This is a genomic window from Bifidobacterium sp. (genome assembly GCF_022640935.1).
Classification (GTDB): Bacteria; Actinomycetota; Actinomycetes; order Actinomycetales; family Bifidobacteriaceae; genus Bifidobacterium.
The window spans coordinates 26,971-42,379 of sequence record NZ_JALCCV010000019.1 but is presented as its reverse complement, the minus strand read 5'-3'; the positions used below and the strand labels follow the sequence as shown (position 1 = coordinate 42,379).

13 protein-coding genes are annotated in these 15,409 nt (G+C 61.1%); 10 read left to right on the top strand and 3 right to left on the bottom strand.

The window, feature by feature from the left end:
• Positions 1-657, top strand: a 657-nt coding sequence (locus LKG04_RS05925) for an HAD hydrolase family protein (RefSeq protein ID WP_291763398.1), incomplete at its 5' end; no start/stop codon positions are given.
• 47 nt (positions 658-704) lie between these two features.
• The gene (locus LKG04_RS05920; protein ID WP_291761511.1) at positions 705-2,117 is read left to right on the top strand and encodes a PIF1 family DEAD/DEAH box helicase; all 1,413 of its coding nucleotides are present in this window, start codon (positions 705-707) and stop codon (positions 2,115-2,117) included.
• Positions 2,118-2,293: 176 nt separating this feature from the next.
• Here the strand turns inward: LKG04_RS05920 and LKG04_RS05915 are convergent, their stop codons facing one another.
• Complete coding sequence (locus LKG04_RS05915) at positions 2,294-3,211, bottom strand: MYG1 family protein (protein ID WP_291761514.1); 918 nt, start codon at positions 3,209-3,211, stop codon at positions 2,294-2,296.
• 188 nt (positions 3,212-3,399) lie between these two features.
• Here LKG04_RS05915 and LKG04_RS05910 point away from each other — a divergent pair, with 188 nt between their 5' ends.
• The 3 genes from LKG04_RS05910 (at position 3,400) to LKG04_RS05900 (ending at position 7,277) form a co-directional block, all read left to right on the top strand.
• The gene (locus LKG04_RS05910; RefSeq protein ID WP_434734854.1) at positions 3,400-5,214 is read left to right on the top strand and encodes a proline--tRNA ligase; all 1,815 of its coding nucleotides are present in this window, start codon (positions 3,400-3,402) and stop codon (positions 5,212-5,214) included.
• Positions 5,215-5,354: 140 nt separating this feature from the next.
• Positions 5,355-6,203 carry a 3-hydroxyacyl-CoA dehydrogenase gene (locus LKG04_RS05905; RefSeq protein ID WP_291761518.1) on the top strand — a complete coding sequence of 283 codons (849 nt, stop codon included), beginning with the start codon at positions 5,355-5,357 and terminating at the stop codon, positions 6,201-6,203.
• Between the two features lie 297 nt (positions 6,204-6,500).
• The gene (locus tag LKG04_RS05900; protein ID WP_291761520.1) at positions 6,501-7,277 is read left to right on the top strand and encodes a single-stranded DNA-binding protein; all 777 of its coding nucleotides are present in this window, start codon (positions 6,501-6,503) and stop codon (positions 7,275-7,277) included.
• A gap of 47 nt (positions 7,278-7,324) precedes the next feature.
• Here LKG04_RS05900 and LKG04_RS05895 read toward each other — a convergent pair whose 3' ends face one another.
• Complete coding sequence (locus LKG04_RS05895; RefSeq protein WP_291761522.1) at positions 7,325-9,403, bottom strand: M13 family metallopeptidase; 2,079 nt, start codon at positions 9,401-9,403, stop codon at positions 7,325-7,327.
• A 203-nt stretch (positions 9,404-9,606) separates the two neighbouring features.
• Between LKG04_RS05895 and LKG04_RS05890 the strand changes: the two genes are divergently transcribed.
• The 3 genes from LKG04_RS05890 (at position 9,607) to LKG04_RS05880 (ending at position 12,568) form a co-directional block, all read left to right on the top strand.
• The gene (locus LKG04_RS05890) at positions 9,607-10,257 is read left to right on the top strand and encodes an HdeD family acid-resistance protein (RefSeq protein WP_291761524.1); all 651 of its coding nucleotides are present in this window, start codon (positions 9,607-9,609) and stop codon (positions 10,255-10,257) included.
• A gap of 72 nt (positions 10,258-10,329) precedes the next feature.
• Entirely contained in the window at positions 10,330-11,106 is a 777-nt protein-coding gene (gene map / locus LKG04_RS05885) for a type I methionyl aminopeptidase (RefSeq protein ID WP_291761526.1), read from the top strand.
• Between the two features lie 169 nt (positions 11,107-11,275).
• Complete coding sequence (locus LKG04_RS05880) at positions 11,276-12,568, top strand: citrate synthase (protein WP_291761528.1); 1,293 nt, start codon at positions 11,276-11,278, stop codon at positions 12,566-12,568.
• 155 nt (positions 12,569-12,723) lie between these two features.
• Here the strand turns inward: LKG04_RS05880 and dapD are convergent, their stop codons facing one another.
• The gene (gene dapD / locus LKG04_RS05875) at positions 12,724-13,713 is read right to left on the bottom strand and encodes a 2,3,4,5-tetrahydropyridine-2,6-dicarboxylate N-succinyltransferase (protein WP_291761530.1); all 990 of its coding nucleotides are present in this window, start codon (positions 13,711-13,713) and stop codon (positions 12,724-12,726) included.
• 201 nt (positions 13,714-13,914) lie between these two features.
• On the opposite strand from dapD, the gene LKG04_RS05870 reads away from it, so the two are divergent.
• Together LKG04_RS05870 and prfB are read left to right on the top strand one after the other, a co-directional pair.
• Positions 13,915-14,046 carry a hypothetical protein gene (locus tag LKG04_RS05870; protein ID WP_291761532.1) on the top strand — a complete coding sequence of 44 codons (132 nt, stop codon included), beginning with the start codon at positions 13,915-13,917 and terminating at the stop codon, positions 14,044-14,046.
• Positions 14,047-14,241: 195 nt separating this feature from the next.
• A complete protein-coding gene (prfB, locus tag LKG04_RS05865; RefSeq protein WP_291761533.1) occupies positions 14,242-15,375 on the top strand; it encodes a peptide chain release factor 2 in 1,134 nt (377 codons plus the stop codon).
• The last annotated feature ends 34 nt before the right edge of the window (positions 15,376-15,409 follow it).

Genomic DNA, 15,409 nt, shown 5'->3' with positions numbered 1-15,409 from the left:
GGCAAGGAGATGCCGAAGGGATCGTACATCGCGGAGAATGGTAATCTGGTCGTCGCAGACGGCGAGATCGCATCCGTTTCGGGCATCGACGATGCGTACGTGCGCCGCATCGTCGATGCCGTGGGCGTGAACGGGCAGACGGCAACGGCCGAGCATGGCCCCGCCTTCGATATTGGCCTTGTGCTGTGCGCGGCCGAACGCGCCTATGTCTCGCGGCACGATCCGGATTTCCTCGCCGAATGCCGCAAATATTACGCCCAGCTCACTGTCGTGGACGACCTGCACAGCGTGACGGACACCATATTGAAGGCTGCGGTCTTCGACTTCGGCGAAGCCCAAGCCATGGCGGGCGCGCTGCTGTCCGGCTTTAGCGAAGAGCTGCAAGTGGTCGTCTCCGGCGCCCACTGGGTCGATATCATGAATCTCGACACCGATAAGCGCCGCGGCGTAGTCGCTCTGCAGAAGCATTTCGACATCACGCCTGCACAGACTGCTGTATTCGGCGATTATCTCAACGACTTGGAAATGCTCGACGCGGGGGAGTGGTCCTTTGCCATGGGCAATGCGCATCCGGATCTCAAAAAGGCAGCGCATTACATCGCGCCTGCGAACACCCAATATGGCGTGCTGCAGGTGCTGGATCGGCTGTTGGGCTGATTCGCACGCATCATCTGCGCCGAGAGGCAAGATAGGCAGGGGATAATATGAAGCAGGCCGAGGCACTGGCGATTCTGGAAGCTGGCGCGAGTGCGTTCATCACAGGCGCGCCTGGGGCCGGCAAAACCTACGTGCTGAACCAGTTCATCAACCATGCACGCGCGGAAGGCGCCAATGTGGCGGTCACCGCCTCGACAGGCATCGCCTCGACGCATATCAATGGCCAGACCATCCACTCCTGGAGCGGCGTCGGAGTGTCGACCGCACTCACGCAGAATCTGCTCAGGCAGATCCGTTCGCGCCGCAAACGCCGGATCGAATCTACCGACATCCTCGTCATTGACGAGGTATCGATGCTGCACGCATGGCTCTTCGACATGGTCGATCAGGTCTGCCGGGCCTTGCGGCACAGCCCCGAGCCGTTCGGCGGGCTGCAGGTCGTGCTCTCCGGCGACTTCTTCCAGCTGCCGCCGGTGAGCCGGTCCGGCAGAAACAACGATCTGATGGCGCCGAGCGCCGAGTTCCTGGAATCCCGGGAGCGTTATGCCAAAGCCGGCCGCAACCCAGAGGGATTCATCACCGAATCATTGGTCTGGGACGAGCTCAATCCTGTCATCGCCTATCTCACGGAACAGCATCGCCAGGATGATGGCCAGCTGCTCACCGTGCTCACCGACATCCGCGAAGGCGGGGTGTCCCAGGAGGACCATGACGTGCTGGCCGGGCGGCTGGGGACGCAGCCCAAGCCCAATGAGGTGGCCGTACACCTCTTTCCGGTGAACAAGCAGGCCGACAGCCTTAACGATCTTCAATTGGCCCGCATTGCCGAGCCGGCACACGAGTATTTCGCCGAATCCGCGGGCCAGGCGAAGCTGGTGGATCGGCTCAAAAAGAACATGCTGGCGCCGGAGCATTTGGCTTTGAAGCCCGGCGCAGCCGTCATGGCGCTACGCAACGATGCCGAGCACCAGTATGTGAACGGTTCGATCGGCACTGTGCGCGGCTTTGTGAGTGAAGCCAAGGGTGGCTGGCCGATCGTCGAATTCGAGAATGGCAACACCGTCACCATGAAGCCGGCATCATGGGAGACGATGGACGGCGATACGGTGCTGGCATCGGTCAGGCAGGTGCCGCTGCGCTGCGCATGGGCGATCACCATTCATAAATCCCAAGGCATGACGCTTGACCGAGCTGTGATGGATTTGCGCCGCACATTCGCTCCGGGCATGGGCTATGTGGCGTTGTCCCGTGTGGAAAACCTCGACGGGCTTTACCTCGGCGGCATCAACGAGCGGGCGTTCCTCGTCTCGCCGGATGCGGTGTTCCTTGACGGCCAGTTGCGCGACAATTCCAAGGCCGCCAGCGCCAGACTCGGCGATGAAGGCGTCGCGGCCTTCACCAGGCGTGCAGCCGGACAGAGCGCAGGCGAGGACGAGTTCATGCAGGACGAGCTGTTCTAAAGGCCACTAAGGAGCCGGGCTCGCTCTTCGGCAGCAGGCCTGTTTTCAAGCGTCAAGGCAGCGGGCCGCGAATTGTGTGGCTGCCCGGGAGATTTCCGCTGGTCGCGATTCGGCTATGGCGGCCAAGGCTGCCGCCGTAGCCGCCGCCACAATTGTCCCGACCGAGATCGCGACGACTATGCTTCGGCTGATTTAGCCGGTTGGGCTGCGGCTGGTTGCACCCGCTGGGCGAGCGCCTGCCGAAGCAGCTCCATGATGCCTTCCTTGGACTGCGTGCCGGCAATGAATCCGGTACGGTGGCAGAACACCGAGTCGGCGACGCCGGTGACGGCGGCGAGCTCGCCGTTGGCCAAGCCACGCCACGCCTTCGGCAAGTCCATGCGCGCCTCAAAGGTGCCGTCGTGCGTCGGAACCGTCTGTATCCGCCATCCTTCGGTGGAATCGGGGAAGACGACATAGAGCAGTTCGGGCTGCTTGATCGCGATGTGGCCGTGCGGAACGAAACGGTCGAGGATGACGTAGCGCTTGTCCCGGCTCGCCTTGTAGGCATCAAGGAAGACGCGTTCGCCCTCGACTGCGTCGCGAGTTTTCTCGCGCGTGCGCAGCAGCAGCTGCCGGGCGAAGGCGACGGCCACGAAGAACTGTTCATCGTCCTGCTCGTCGCCGCGTGTGCTCATGGCGTTGAACCAGCCGATGAGATCGGAGACGGTCAGTGGCTGCACGCCGAAGTCGGACACGGAATAAAGATCCTGCCCGTTGTCTATCGCATCGATGACCTGCACGAGCTTGAGATCGATGCGATGCCACACGCTGCGATCGTTGTCGCAGAACCGCAGGCCGTAATGCTGCCACAGAAGACCGAATGCGGAATAGCGTATGCCGTTCTCCCGCGTCTCGCCCGAGTTCTGATGATGATCGAAGCGCAGCGTGGTCTCGTCATGCACGCCGCCCACATCGAGCACGATGTCGGCGGGCGCGAGCCGTTTGGGATCCCTGGTCCTGATGACTGTGGCATCCGGATAGAGCTCGGTGAGCAAGGTTACGCCGAACACGTCATCGGCGTGGAATTTACCATTATGAGTCGCAATAAGCACACACCAAGTGTACGGCTAGCCCGGAATCGGCAGCTCACCTCGTTTTTACGGAAAGGCCACAGGGCTTTGCGCTTTACGGTTCGGCCTGGCTTTAGCTTGACGGCCCGGCACAACGAGAAAGACATCGTATAACGATTGGATTCAGGAACTGCAGCAGCCTTGTCCCCTTGAAAGAATAGGTTTGAGCCATGAATTTCACAGCACTTCGTATGTCAACTCTGTTCCTGCGCACGCTGCGCGAGGATCCTGCCGACGCGGACGTCGATTCCGCGCGTTTGCTGCAGCGGGCCGGCTATATCCGCAAGGCGGCCCCTGGCATCTGGACCTGGCTGCCGCTTGGCCTGCAAGTCCTCAACAAGATCGAAGCCGTGGTGCGCGAAGAGATCAATGGCATCGGGGCCCAGGAGGTGCACTTCCCTGCGCTCTTGCCGCGCGAACCCTATGAGGCGACGCATAGGTGGGAGGAATACGGCGACAATATCTTCCGGCTCAAGGACCGCCACGGGGCCGACTATCTGCTGGCGCCCACCCACGAGGAGATGTTCACGCTGCTGGTCAAGGACATGTACTCGTCGTACAAGGATCTGCCGGTCACCTTGTACCAGATCCAGACCAAATACCGCGACGAGTTCCGTCCGCGCGCCGGGCTGGTCCGCGGCCGCGAATTCATTATGAAGGACGCTTACTCCTTCACCATCGATGAGGAGGGGCTGCGCAAGGCCTACAGCGACGAGCGCGGCGCCTATGAGCGCATTTTCCGGCGGCTGGGCGTCAATTATGTGATCGTGAGCGCGATGTCCGGCCCGATGGGCGGCTCGCAGTCCGAGGAATTCCTGGCGCCGTTGGCCATCGGCGAGGACACGTTCGCGCTCGCCCCTTCGGGCAAGGCATGGAATGTCGAGGCGCTCACCACGCCGAAGACTGACGACCTTGACTATTCGCAGATTCCCTCCGCCGAAAAGCGGGCCACGCCTGACGCCAAAACCATCGACGGCATGATCGCTCGCGCCGATGCGCGCTATCCGCGCGCCGACGGCCGTGCCTGGGCGGCGACTGACATTCTCAAGAACGTCGTCATCGCTGTCAAGCATCCTGACGGCGGCAAGGACGACAAGCCGTGGCGCGAGGCGGTCGTCGTCGGCGTCCCCGGCGACCGGCAGATCGATATGAAACGCCTTGAGGCCCAATTCGCACCCGCCGAAATCGAGGAGGCCAACGAGACTGATCTTAAGGGCCACCCTGAGCTTGTTCCGGGCTATATCGGGCCGATGGTTCTCGGACCGCAGGCCAAGTCGGCCGGCATCGAACATCCGGTGCGGTATCTGATCGATGCGCATGTGACCAAGGGATCCGCATGGTTCACCGGCGCCGACGAGAACGAAGTCGACTATTACGATCTGGTGTATGGCCGTGATTTTGAAGCTGATCGCACGGTCGAAGCCGTCGAGGTACGTCCCGGTGATCTGAGCCCTGACGGCTCGGGCGCGCTCAGCCTGGAACGCGGCGTGGAAATCGGGCAGGTCTTCCAGCTCGGGCTGAAGTATTCCAATGCTTTGGATCTTAAGGTGCTCGACCAGAACGGCAAGGCGGTGCCGGTGTGGATGGGCTCCTACGGCATCGGCGTCTCGCGCGTGCTCGCCTGCATCGCCGAAGCGCATCATGACGACAAAGGATTGGCCTGGCCGGTCAACATCGCGCCTGCACAAGTGCATGTCTTGGCTACTGGCAAGAACCACGAGGCGTTTGAGGCCGCCGACAAACTGGTTGCGGAGTTGGAGTCACGTGGCATCGAAGTGCTCTACGATGATCGGCTGAAGGTTTCGCCCGGCGTCAAATTCAAAGATTCTGAGCTGATCGGCGTGCCGCTGGTGGCCGTCGCCGGCCGGGATACCGTGAACAATGGCACGATTGAAATCCGCAACCGCGACGGCTCCGACTCGGTCGCCGTCCCGGTAGAGCACGCTGCAGACACGTTGGCGGATCGGCTCGCTGCGCTGCGCTAGCCTAATGCGGTTTGTTGCACCGGCTGTTTGCCGTATCATCGCACAGCTCCGTTCGGGCTGCGCGATGAATGCGCTTGGAGCCACTTCCGTTGCCGTATAATGGGTCCGAGGTTCAACGAAGACCCTGAAAGAAGGCAAAGATGCAACATGTTACCGTGCTGGGCACTGGTGTGCTCGGTTCACAGATCATTTTCCAGGCAGCGTACAAAGGCAAGGACGTCGTGGCATACGACATCAGCGATGAGATCCTCGCCAAGCTGCCGGAGCGTTGGGAATACCTCAAAAGAGCGTATCGGCACGATCTTCTCGATGCCACCGACGAGGCGCTTGACGCCGCTGTTTCCCATATCCGTGTGACCTCTGATCTCAAGGAAGCGGTCAGCGATGCCGACATCGTCATCGAATCGGTTCCCGAACGTCTCGACATCAAGCAGGATACGTGGCGCAAGGTGAGTGAAGCCGCCCCGGCCAAGGCGGTGTTCTGCACGAACTCTTCCACCTTGCTGCCCAGCAAGATTGCGCCGTTCACCGACCGTCCTGACCGCTTCCTTTCCCTGCACTTCGCCAACGAGATCTGGAAAAACAACACCGGCGAAGTGATGGCGCAGCCCAAGACCGACCCGGAGGTCTTCGAGAGTGTCGCCGAATTCGCCGAGGAGATCGGCATGGTGCCGATCCGCGTGCTTAAGGAGCAGCCTGGGTATGTGCTCAACTCGTTGTTGGTGCCGCTGCTCGGCGCTGCAGCCGACCTGTGGGTACGCGGCGTCGCCTCGACAGAGGACATCGACAAGACTTGGCGCATCGCGACCGGCGCTCCGCTCGGTCCTTTCCAGATCTACGATGTCGTCGGCATGATGACGCCGTACATGCTCAACAAGGACAGCGCCAATCCGGTGCAGCGCGAGTTCGCCGAGCGCATCAAGGCCGAGTACATCGACAAAGGCAGGCTGGGCAAGGGCGCGGGTCACGGCTTCTACGACTACGAATGAGTGAAGAGTCGTCGCAGAATACCGATTCGCCCGGGCTATTGGGGCCCTTCGCTTTTTGCCGTGTGAACAACTCGTGTTTATCCACACGCTATCCACAACACGCCGAACGCGTACCCTTCGACCACAGGATCCGTTTTCGGTTGCGTCGATTTTCGGGCATCCTGCATAGTTGGATCACCGAGGGAATCATGGCATGGCCGATGTTGGTTGACATCGCTGTCGCCTTCCACGTTTCTCCCCATTATGACGGGCATCGCGCGCCGTGGTTCCTTCGGTCCAACAACGAATGGAGGCATTATGGCACAGCAAGGGACAATCACCATTACCGGCTTCGTCGGCGCCGACCCGATCAGTTTCGGTCGTGAGGGAGGGCCTGGAGCCTGCTCGTTTCGTGTGGGCTCGACACGCAGCTCCTTTCATGCCGCCAGCGGCGAGTGGAAGGAGCACCCGACGACTTGGATCACGATCAAAGCGTTCCGTGCGCTTGCAGTGAATATCCTCGCCTCGGTGCGCAAGGGGGACCCGGTCATCGTCACCGGGCTGCTGAACACCGAGGAATGGCAGCAGGATGGGAACAACCGCAGCCGCATCGTCATCGAGGCCAGCGCGGTAGGACACGATTTGACGCGCGGCGTCGACACCTTCCAACGGCAGATTTCACGCCGTGCTCAATCACCAGGTCAGTTGCCGGGGCAAACGACCAATCAGCAGCATGCCGGTCAAAGAGAGCAATCCGCTGAGCCGGGCTATGCGCGTCCACCATCGAATGGCACTTACGCATCACCACAGTCGTATGGCGGAAGCGGTTCAGCCAATGGGCAGAGATCATATGAACAGGCGGAAGGAGTCGGTAACCCAGGAATCGACCAATCATTCGCAGCCGGAGGGAGTCAACGCAGCGAGAATCAAGGTAGCGAAAAGCGCAGCAGCGGGAATCAGAATGGTGAAGAAACCGCAGGCAATGACGGGAATATGAATGCGGCCGTCGGCGAAGACCCATGGAATGCAGGGCCGGATAACGTCAAAGCCGGCGAATCCCGGAATGTTGAGGAATTCGCCGGCTCTGAATTCTAGCCAAGAGGCGCGGCGGACATCGTAGCCGCCGCTAGCAGCAGCTACGATTACCAGATGTGCACACGCTGGTCTTCGGCAAGCCACATATGGTCTTCTGGATGCACGCCGAATGCCGTATAGAACATGTCGACGTTGCGCACGATGCCGTTGGTGCGGAACTCGGCCGGGGAGTGCGGATCGATCTGCAGAAGCTGCTCGGCGAGCTCATCGCGCTGCGTCGTGCGCCAGACAGAGGCATAGCTCAGGAAGAAGCGTTGCAGGCCGGTGAACCCGTCGATCTGCGGAGCCTGTTCGAGGGTCTGCACGATGGCGGGATGCGAACCGTCGTTGTCGCGACCGGCAGCGGCGTCAAGCGCGAAAGCATAGGCTTTCAATGCGATGTTCACACCGCTCAAATCGCCGATGTTCTCGCCGATGGTCAGCGCGCCGTTGACGTGAGGCGCCTTGCTCGGGTCATCGGCGTACTTGGCGGCCAGCTGGCTGGGAACGAAGGCATTATACTGCTTGATGAGTTGCGAAGTGAGATCCTCGAAATTCTTGCGGTCTTCCGCGGTCCACCAGTCATTGAGCTTGCCGTCGCCGTCGTACTGGCTGCCTTGATCGTCGAAGCCGTGGCCGATCTCGTGGCCGATGACCGCGCCAATGCCGCCATAATTCGCGGCATCCTCGGCATCGGGATCAAAGAACGGCGGCTGCAAAATCGCGGCGGGGAAGACGATGACATTCATGGACGGCTCGTAATAGGCATTCACCGTCTGCGGGTTCATGAGCCACTCGTCCTTGTCGACCGGCTTGCCGGCCTTGGACAGCTGGAAGCCGGATTCGTACAGCGATGCCGCGCTCATGTTGGCTACCAGCCCGGCGTCATCGCGCACATCCAAGGCGCTGTAGTCGCGCCAGTGATTGGTGTACCCGATCTTCGGCGTGAACTTCGCGAGCTTCTCCAGCGCCTTGGCCTTGGTCTCCTCGCCAAGCCAGTCGCTGTTGGTGATCGAGACGCGATAGGCTGCAATGAGATTGCCGACGAGCAGTTCCATGCGTTTCTTGGAGCTTTCCGGGAAGTGCTGTTTGACGTATTCGCGCCCCACTTCCTCACCGGATACGCCATTGACGACTGCAACGGCGCGCTTCCAGCGATCGCGCTGCTGCTTGGCGCCGGAAAGCGCCCTGCCGTAGAAATCGAAGACCGTCTGATCGAAATCGTGGCTGAGCAGCCGGGCCGAACCGATCAGGACATGAACCCGTGCCCAGAGTTTGAGATCCTCCAACTCGGCGGCATCCCAGAACGCGTCCAGACCGGTCAGGAAGCTCGGCTCGTGCACGATGGTGCGCTGCAGCACGGCGGTTATGTCTACGGGCATGATTTTTGCCGTGGGCGTGGCATCATAGGCGTCTTGCCAAGCTCGGGCCCACTCGCCGATGCCGAAGTGGGAGAGCGCAGCGGCCAACGCGGCGTAATCCGTCGGATTGTAGGTTTTCTGCGAATCCCGGGTGGCCACGTTGTCCCAATGGCATGCTGCTATGCGGGTCTCGGCGGCAAGGAAACGAGCGGCTTGGCCCTGCGTGGTTTCTGTATCGCCGCAGCCGGCCAGCAGCAGCAGTTTGGCCACCATGACGGCGTATTGTTCGCGGATCGGCGCATACCGGTCCTCGCGATAGTAGGCCTCATCGGGCAGGCCTAGGCCCGACTGCTCGACATGGACGATATTGGTGTCCGGGTCCCCCGGATCCCCATAGATGCCGACGTCGAAAAGATCAGGGCCGCCCGCAGGATTGAGCGAGCCAAGCAGGCGGGCCAATCCCGGTTTGTCGGTTGCTGCGTCAATGGCGTCGAGCCGCGCCTGAATCGGCGTGATGCCCGCGGCTTCGATGGCTTCGGTATCGCAGAAGGAGCGATACAGTGCCTGTGATTTCGCCGCCGAGCACTGCCCATCTTCGAGAATGTCTCGAATCTGCGCCTCGGCGTCTTCTGCGAGTTTGTCGAAGGAGCCATAGCGGGAGCGATCGTCAGGCAGACGATACGTGTCGATCCATGGTCCGTTCACATAACGGAAAAGATCGTCGCCGGGTTTGATGACCGAGGAAAATGAAGCCGGGTCTAGGCCTGAAATCATAGCTGTATCCATGGCCTCACCCTATCCGTGTTTGATGACATATGGGTGTTGCGGGAATCGCCATAGCTGGATGCAGCAGGACCCTGGCAACGGGCTGCAGACGGGTTCGGAATGCTGAAGCCGCAGTGTCAGATGGCGTGCATAAAATCTCAAGAATGCAGGCCGTTCGCAGATTGCGTCGAGTCGGCTTTATCACTACAACGAAGGGTAAAACCGTGTCAGAGCCAAACAAGAGCGACATCAATCCGGATTCGGGTCCGCAGCGGCCAATCAACCCGTTCCTGCTCATCGAAGATCAGCTGTCGAAAGAGGCGACCAATGTGGTGCGCATCCTGTACGGCGTGGCCGGCGTTGCAGCGATCATTCTCGGGGCTGCGGCGTTGTTCCAGCCGCGCAATGTGCTTGCCGGCATGGCTATCGTGCTGGGCGTCTATTTCGTCGTCTCCGGCGTCATCCGCATCGTCAGCGCCGTTGTAGGGCAGGGACTGCCAAGCGGCTGGCGCGTGCTGGATATCCTAGTCGGCTTGCTGCTGGCCATCGGCGGCGTGGTGGTGCTGAAGAACGCTGCCGTTTCGGGCGCGCTCACGGCTGTCCTGGTGACGATGGCCATCGGCATCGGCTGGCTGATAGAGGGCATTGTGGCGATCGCCGAATCCTGGCATACGCCGAACCCGGGCTGGGCCATCCTCTATGCAGTGCTCTCGATCGTGGCAGGCATCATCGTGCTTTTCTCTCCGATCAGTTCGACGGTGTTCCTCGTGATCTTCTCAGGCGTCGCGCTGGTCGTCCTGGGCATTTCCGCAGTCATCCGCGCTTTCACCTTCGGCATGACGAACAGGGCCGGGGGAAACCGAGGACTGAATTGAATCGCCGGGCGGCGATTCGCTGAAGGTATTGGGCGTGCAATCGTTGTTGGGCAGCCGAAGTAGGGTGAGGGCATGATAGAGCTGAAAACACCTGCGGAAATCGAAGCGATGAAACCCGCCGGCCGATTCGTCGGCGGCATCCTCAAAGAACTGAAAGCCATGGCGAAAGTCGGCACGAACCTCTTGGAGATCGATGAATTCGTCGCCAAGCGCATCGCCGACCGCAAGGGCGCCGAATCCTGCTACGTCGATTATGCGCCTGATTTCGGCACCGGCCCCTTCGCCCATTACATCTGCATCTCGGTGAATGATGCCGTGCTGCACGGCGTGCCCTACGACTACAACCTTAAAGACGGCGACTTGGTTTCGCTTGATCTTGCGATCAGCGTGGACGGCTGGGTCGGCGACTCAGCCATCAGTTTCGTAGTCGGCAACAAGGTCGATCCGGAAGACCTGCGGCTGATCAAATGCACCGAGGATGCGCTCGAAGCCGGCATCGCGCAGGCGCAGCCGGGCAATCGCCTAGGTGATGTCTCCAGTGCGATCGGCGATGTCGCGCGCTCGCAAGGCTATCCGATCAACCTCGAATTCGGCGGCCATGGCGTCGGCCATATCATGCACGGCGATCCCCATGTGGCCAATGACGGCAAGGCGCACCACGGATATCGGCTGCGTCCGGGCCTGGTCATCGCCATCGAGCCTTGGTTCCTCAAAACCACTGACGAAATCTACCAGGATCCCAAAGACGGCTGGACGCTGCGTTCGGCGGACGGCTCGCGCGGCGCGCACACCGAGCACACGATCGCGATAACCGGGCATGGCCCGGTCATCCTCACCACGCGCGACTGATCATGTTACGGCTGCGTGCGCTTCCCTCTGTTACGATGAGCCATTCCAGCACCTGCATATGCGGGTTCCAATGCCGGTGGAGCGGCGGCGCGCCGACTGTTCGACGAATGCCATCATCCGCCCGGCCATGGCGCAAACGGCTGGATGACGAAGCGAAAGGGGATTGTCGATGACCAAGGCCGAACTGGATGTCGACACGAACAAATTCACGCTGCCTGTAGTCAAGGCCACGGCAGGCCCTGATGGCATCATTGTCTCCGATTTGCGCAACGACGGCTGGGTGACGCTTGATCCGGGCTTCCTGACCACTGCGCAGTGCGAATCGAAGATCACCTACATCGACGGCAATAATTCGATTCTGCGCTATCGCGGTTACCCCATCGAACAGCTGTGCGATCAATCGGATTTTCTGGAAGTCGCATGGCTGCTGCGTTTCGGCGAACTGCCAACGCAGGAGCAATACGAAAAATTCAGTTCTGCTGTGAACCATCGCACGATGGTGGGGGAGGATTTCCGCACTTTCCTGGGATCCTTCCCACGCACGGCCCATCCGATGAGCGTGCTCGCCTCGGCGGTGAATGCGCTGGCCACTTTTTATCCAGACACGACTGATCCCAATGATTCCGACCAGCTGGACGAGGCTGCCACCATCATCATGGCCAAGGTGCGCACGATCGTGAGCTATATCTTCCGCCGTCGGCGCGATGAGCCGATGCTCTACCCGGATTACTCGCGCGGCTACGTCGACGATTTCCTGCGCATGTGCTTCGCGGTGCCGTATGAGCCTTTCGAATCCGATCCGCTGTACGTGCATGCGCTGGGCCGGCTGCTCATCATCCACGCCGACCATGAGCAGAACTGTTCGACTTCCGTGGTGCGCATCGCCGGCAGCGCCCAGGCGAACCTGTATTCCTCGATCGCAGCAGGCATCAACGCGCTCTCCGGACCGCTGCATGGTGGCGCGAACGAGGCCGTGCTGCGCCAGCTCAAGGCCATCCGCGACAGCGGCATGGGCGTCAAGGAGTTCGTCGAGAGCTGCAAAGGCGAGGGCCGTCGCATCTCGGGGCTTGGCCACCGTGTCTACAAATCATACGATCCTCGGGCCGCCATCGCGCGGCAGTATCTTGAACAGCTGCTCGAACGCGAGGACACGCTCAAGCTCTCCCAAGAGGAGCGCGCACTGTTCGACGTGGCGACCGAGCTCGAGGATATCGCGCTCAACGACGACTATTTCGTCTCCCGGCACCTCTACCCGAACGTCGATTTCTACACAGGCCTGATCTACCGCGCGATCGGCTTCGACCCTGCCATGTTCACCACGCTGTTCGCCCTAGGCCGCATCCCCGGCTGGATTGCGCAATACCGCGAGATGCGCACCGACCCCGAAACCAAGATCGGCCGCCCGCGCCAAGTCTACACTGGCGAGGCCGAGCGCGATTACGTCCCAATGAGTCAACGGTAACGCTGCGTGGCACAACACGGACGCTGAGCGCTCGTTAGCGGAGCTTTTGTTCCATCAGCACTTGGCCAGTGGCGCGAAACGGACGCTGGGCGTTTGAGATGGCCGGCATGAGAAGTAGGGAGACGCTAAGGCCTCGTTGACCGGACCTGAGCGGCCTAGTTTTTGTGCAGCGCGGCGTTGAGTTCGATGCCGGTTTTGCGCTGGCGGGCTTCGATGCCGCCGGTGATCGAATTGCGGATGAACAGCAGATTGTCCTTGCCGGACAAGTCCGCGCCCTTGACCACGTCGAAAGGCTCTCCTGCGGCCTTTTTGGCCTTGTCGACGACGGTGATCTTGGTGCCGGCGGTTATGTAGAGGCCGGCCTCCACCACGCAGTTGTCGCCGAGCGAGATGCCGATGCCGGCGTTCGCGCCGACCAGGCTATGCTCGCCGATCGAATTGCGCAGCTTGCCGCCGCCTGACAACGTGCCCATGGTCGAGGCTCCGCCGCCGATGTCGGAGCCGTTGCCTACGACGACGCCCTGCGAGATGCGGCCCTCGACCATGGATGTGCCCAATGTGCCGGCGTTGTAGTTCACGAAGCCAGCGTGCATCACTGTGGTGCCCTGCGCCAAGTAGGCTCCCAGCCGCACGCGGTCGGCGTCGCCGATGCGCACGCCGGTGGGCACGACGTAATCGACCATGCGCGGGAACTTGTCGATCGAAAGCACATTGACGCCCGCCTGCGGGACGCCTGGATTCGCCCGCAGCATTGCCGTTTCCACCTCAAGCTTGCGCTGGGCAAAGGTTTCGACGGCGAACGGCCCGTAATTCGTCCACACCACATTGGTCAGCTTGGCGAAGATGCCATCGAGATTCAGCGTATTCGGCTTGGCGAGCCGCATGCTCAGCAAATGCAAGCGCAAGTAGGCGTCGGCCGCGTCGGTGATCTCGCCGTCGAGCTGCGAAACCGTGAACACGGGGATGCGCCTCACGCCTCGAGCATCCGGCTCTTCGTGCGATACGCCATCGAATCCGTGCCTCGGCCGCGGTGCCTCGCGCGGCGCGTCTCCCAAGTGCAACGTGGGGTACCAGACGTCCAAGATGGTTTCGGCCTCGTCAACCGAGGCCAGCCCCCAGCCCCATGCAGTGCGTTCGTCGCTCATGTGCGCTCCTCTTTCATTCGGTTCTTCGCCATGTCTGCCGTGCCGGTATGGTGATGCGTTCTCGCCGTCCGGCAATCACCTCACACGATACAACAGAACCGGCTGGGCGTTCGTCTCATGGCACGCTGTCGAGTTTCGTGTGGCAACTGCGCCTCACCGATTGCGCAAGCTCGTACGCCCGCCTGAGTACAGTGGAGACCCATGGGCAGGGAACGCGATGAACGGTTGCGGCGCGAGAACCGTCGGCGCATTGTGGTGCGCGCGGTGTGCATCGTGCTTGCTGCAGCGATGCTGCTCGCGATGGTGATCCCTGCGATCTACGCCGGTTTTTGACATGGTGGTTTCGGCATGATTCCGGTGTGTGACACCATGCTCTGAACAGATCCCGGGCAGGTTCGCGGCCCGGAGCGATGCAGGGCGAAGCGGGGTTTGCCGGGTCGGTGCCCATGCGGGTCTGTTTGTGCAGGCCCTGTCGACGCGGGGCCGACGACGATAGTGTTCAGATAATACCTATGTATGGTGGTAACAATGGCAGATTTTGATTTTTCCCAAGCGATCGGCGAGGCTCGGACCAAATACGAGTCCATCGCCAAGGCGCTGAATGTTGGACGCCTCAAGTCCGAGATCGCAGATCTCGAGCAGCAAGCGGCTGAACCCGGTCTATGGGACGACCAGGAGAACGCGCAAAAGGTGACGAGCCAGCTCTCAGCGTCCCAAGCGCAGCTCAGGAAGCTCGAATCCTTGGAAGGCCGGCTCGACGACGCCGAAACCCTCTTCGAACTCGGACAGGAGGAGACGGACGCCGATTCATTGGGCGAAGCCCGCTCAGAGGTGGACGCGATTCAGAAGGATCTCGATGAGATGGAGATCCAGACTCTGCTCGATGGCGAATACGACGCGCGTTCGGCGGTTGTGACGATCCGATCGGGGGCAGGCGGCGTGGATGCGGCCGACTTCGCGCAGATGCTGCTGCGCATGTACCTGCGCTGGGCCGAGCGCGACGGCTACAAGGCGAAGGTCATGGACACCTCGTACGCGGAGGAGGCCGGCATCAAGTCCGCGACCTTCCAGGTCAATGCGCCCTATGCTTACGGCCGGCTTTCGGTCGAGGGCGGTACGCACCGGCTGGTGCGCATCTCGCCTTTCGACAATCAGGGCCGCCGCCAGACGAGCTTCGCCGCGGTCGAAGTGGTGCCGCTGGTCGAGGAGACTGATCACATCGACATCCCGGATTCCGACATCCGCGTGGACACCTACTGCTCTTCCGGTCCCGGCGGCCAAGGCGTGAACACGACGTATTCGGCGGTACGCATCACCCACTTGCCCACGAACACCGTGGTGACTATGCAGGACGAGCGCAGCCAGATCCAGAACCGCGCGGCTGCGATGGCCGTGCTTCAGTCCCGGCTGCTGGTCATGCGCCATGAGGCCGAGGCACAGAAGAAGAAAGAGCTCGCCGGCGATATCAAGGCCAGTTGGGGCGATCAGATGCGCTCATACGTGCTGCATCCGTATCAGATGGTCAAAGACTTGCGCACTGGCTATGAGACTTCGCAGACTCAGGCGGTTTTCGATGGCGACATCGACGGGTTTATCGACGCGGGCATCCGCTGGCGGCATGAGCAGCGGCGCGAAGCGGCCGAAGAGGCCGATAACAGTTGAACAACGGCTGAACCCGCGAAATAGCATCGGTAAG

Excerpts from the sequence above, each read along its gene's own strand:
- LKG04_RS05920 (WP_291761511.1), top strand. The coding sequence starts at position 705 with ATGAAGCAGGCCGAGGCACTGGCGATTCTGGAAGCTGGCGCGAGTGCG.
- LKG04_RS05910 (WP_434734854.1), top strand. The coding sequence starts at position 3,400 with ATGAATTTCACAGCACTTCGTATGTCAACTCTGTTCCTGCGCACGCTG.
- LKG04_RS05905 (WP_291761518.1), top strand. The coding sequence starts at position 5,355 with ATGCAACATGTTACCGTGCTGGGCACTGGTGTGCTCGGTTCACAGATC.
- LKG04_RS05900 (WP_291761520.1), top strand. The coding sequence starts at position 6,501 with ATGGCACAGCAAGGGACAATCACCATTACCGGCTTCGTCGGCGCCGAC.
- LKG04_RS05895 (WP_291761522.1), bottom strand. The coding sequence starts at position 9,403 with ATGGATACAGCTATGATTTCAGGCCTAGACCCGGCTTCATTTTCCTCG.
- map (WP_291761526.1), top strand. The coding sequence starts at position 10,330 with ATGATAGAGCTGAAAACACCTGCGGAAATCGAAGCGATGAAACCCGCC.
- LKG04_RS05880 (WP_291761528.1), top strand. The coding sequence starts at position 11,276 with ATGACCAAGGCCGAACTGGATGTCGACACGAACAAATTCACGCTGCCT.
- dapD (WP_291761530.1), bottom strand. The coding sequence starts at position 13,713 with ATGAGCGACGAACGCACTGCATGGGGCTGGGGGCTGGCCTCGGTTGAC.
- LKG04_RS05870 (WP_291761532.1), top strand. The coding sequence starts at position 13,915 with ATGGGCAGGGAACGCGATGAACGGTTGCGGCGCGAGAACCGTCGGCGC.
- prfB (WP_291761533.1), top strand. The coding sequence starts at position 14,242 with ATGGCAGATTTTGATTTTTCCCAAGCGATCGGCGAGGCTCGGACCAAA.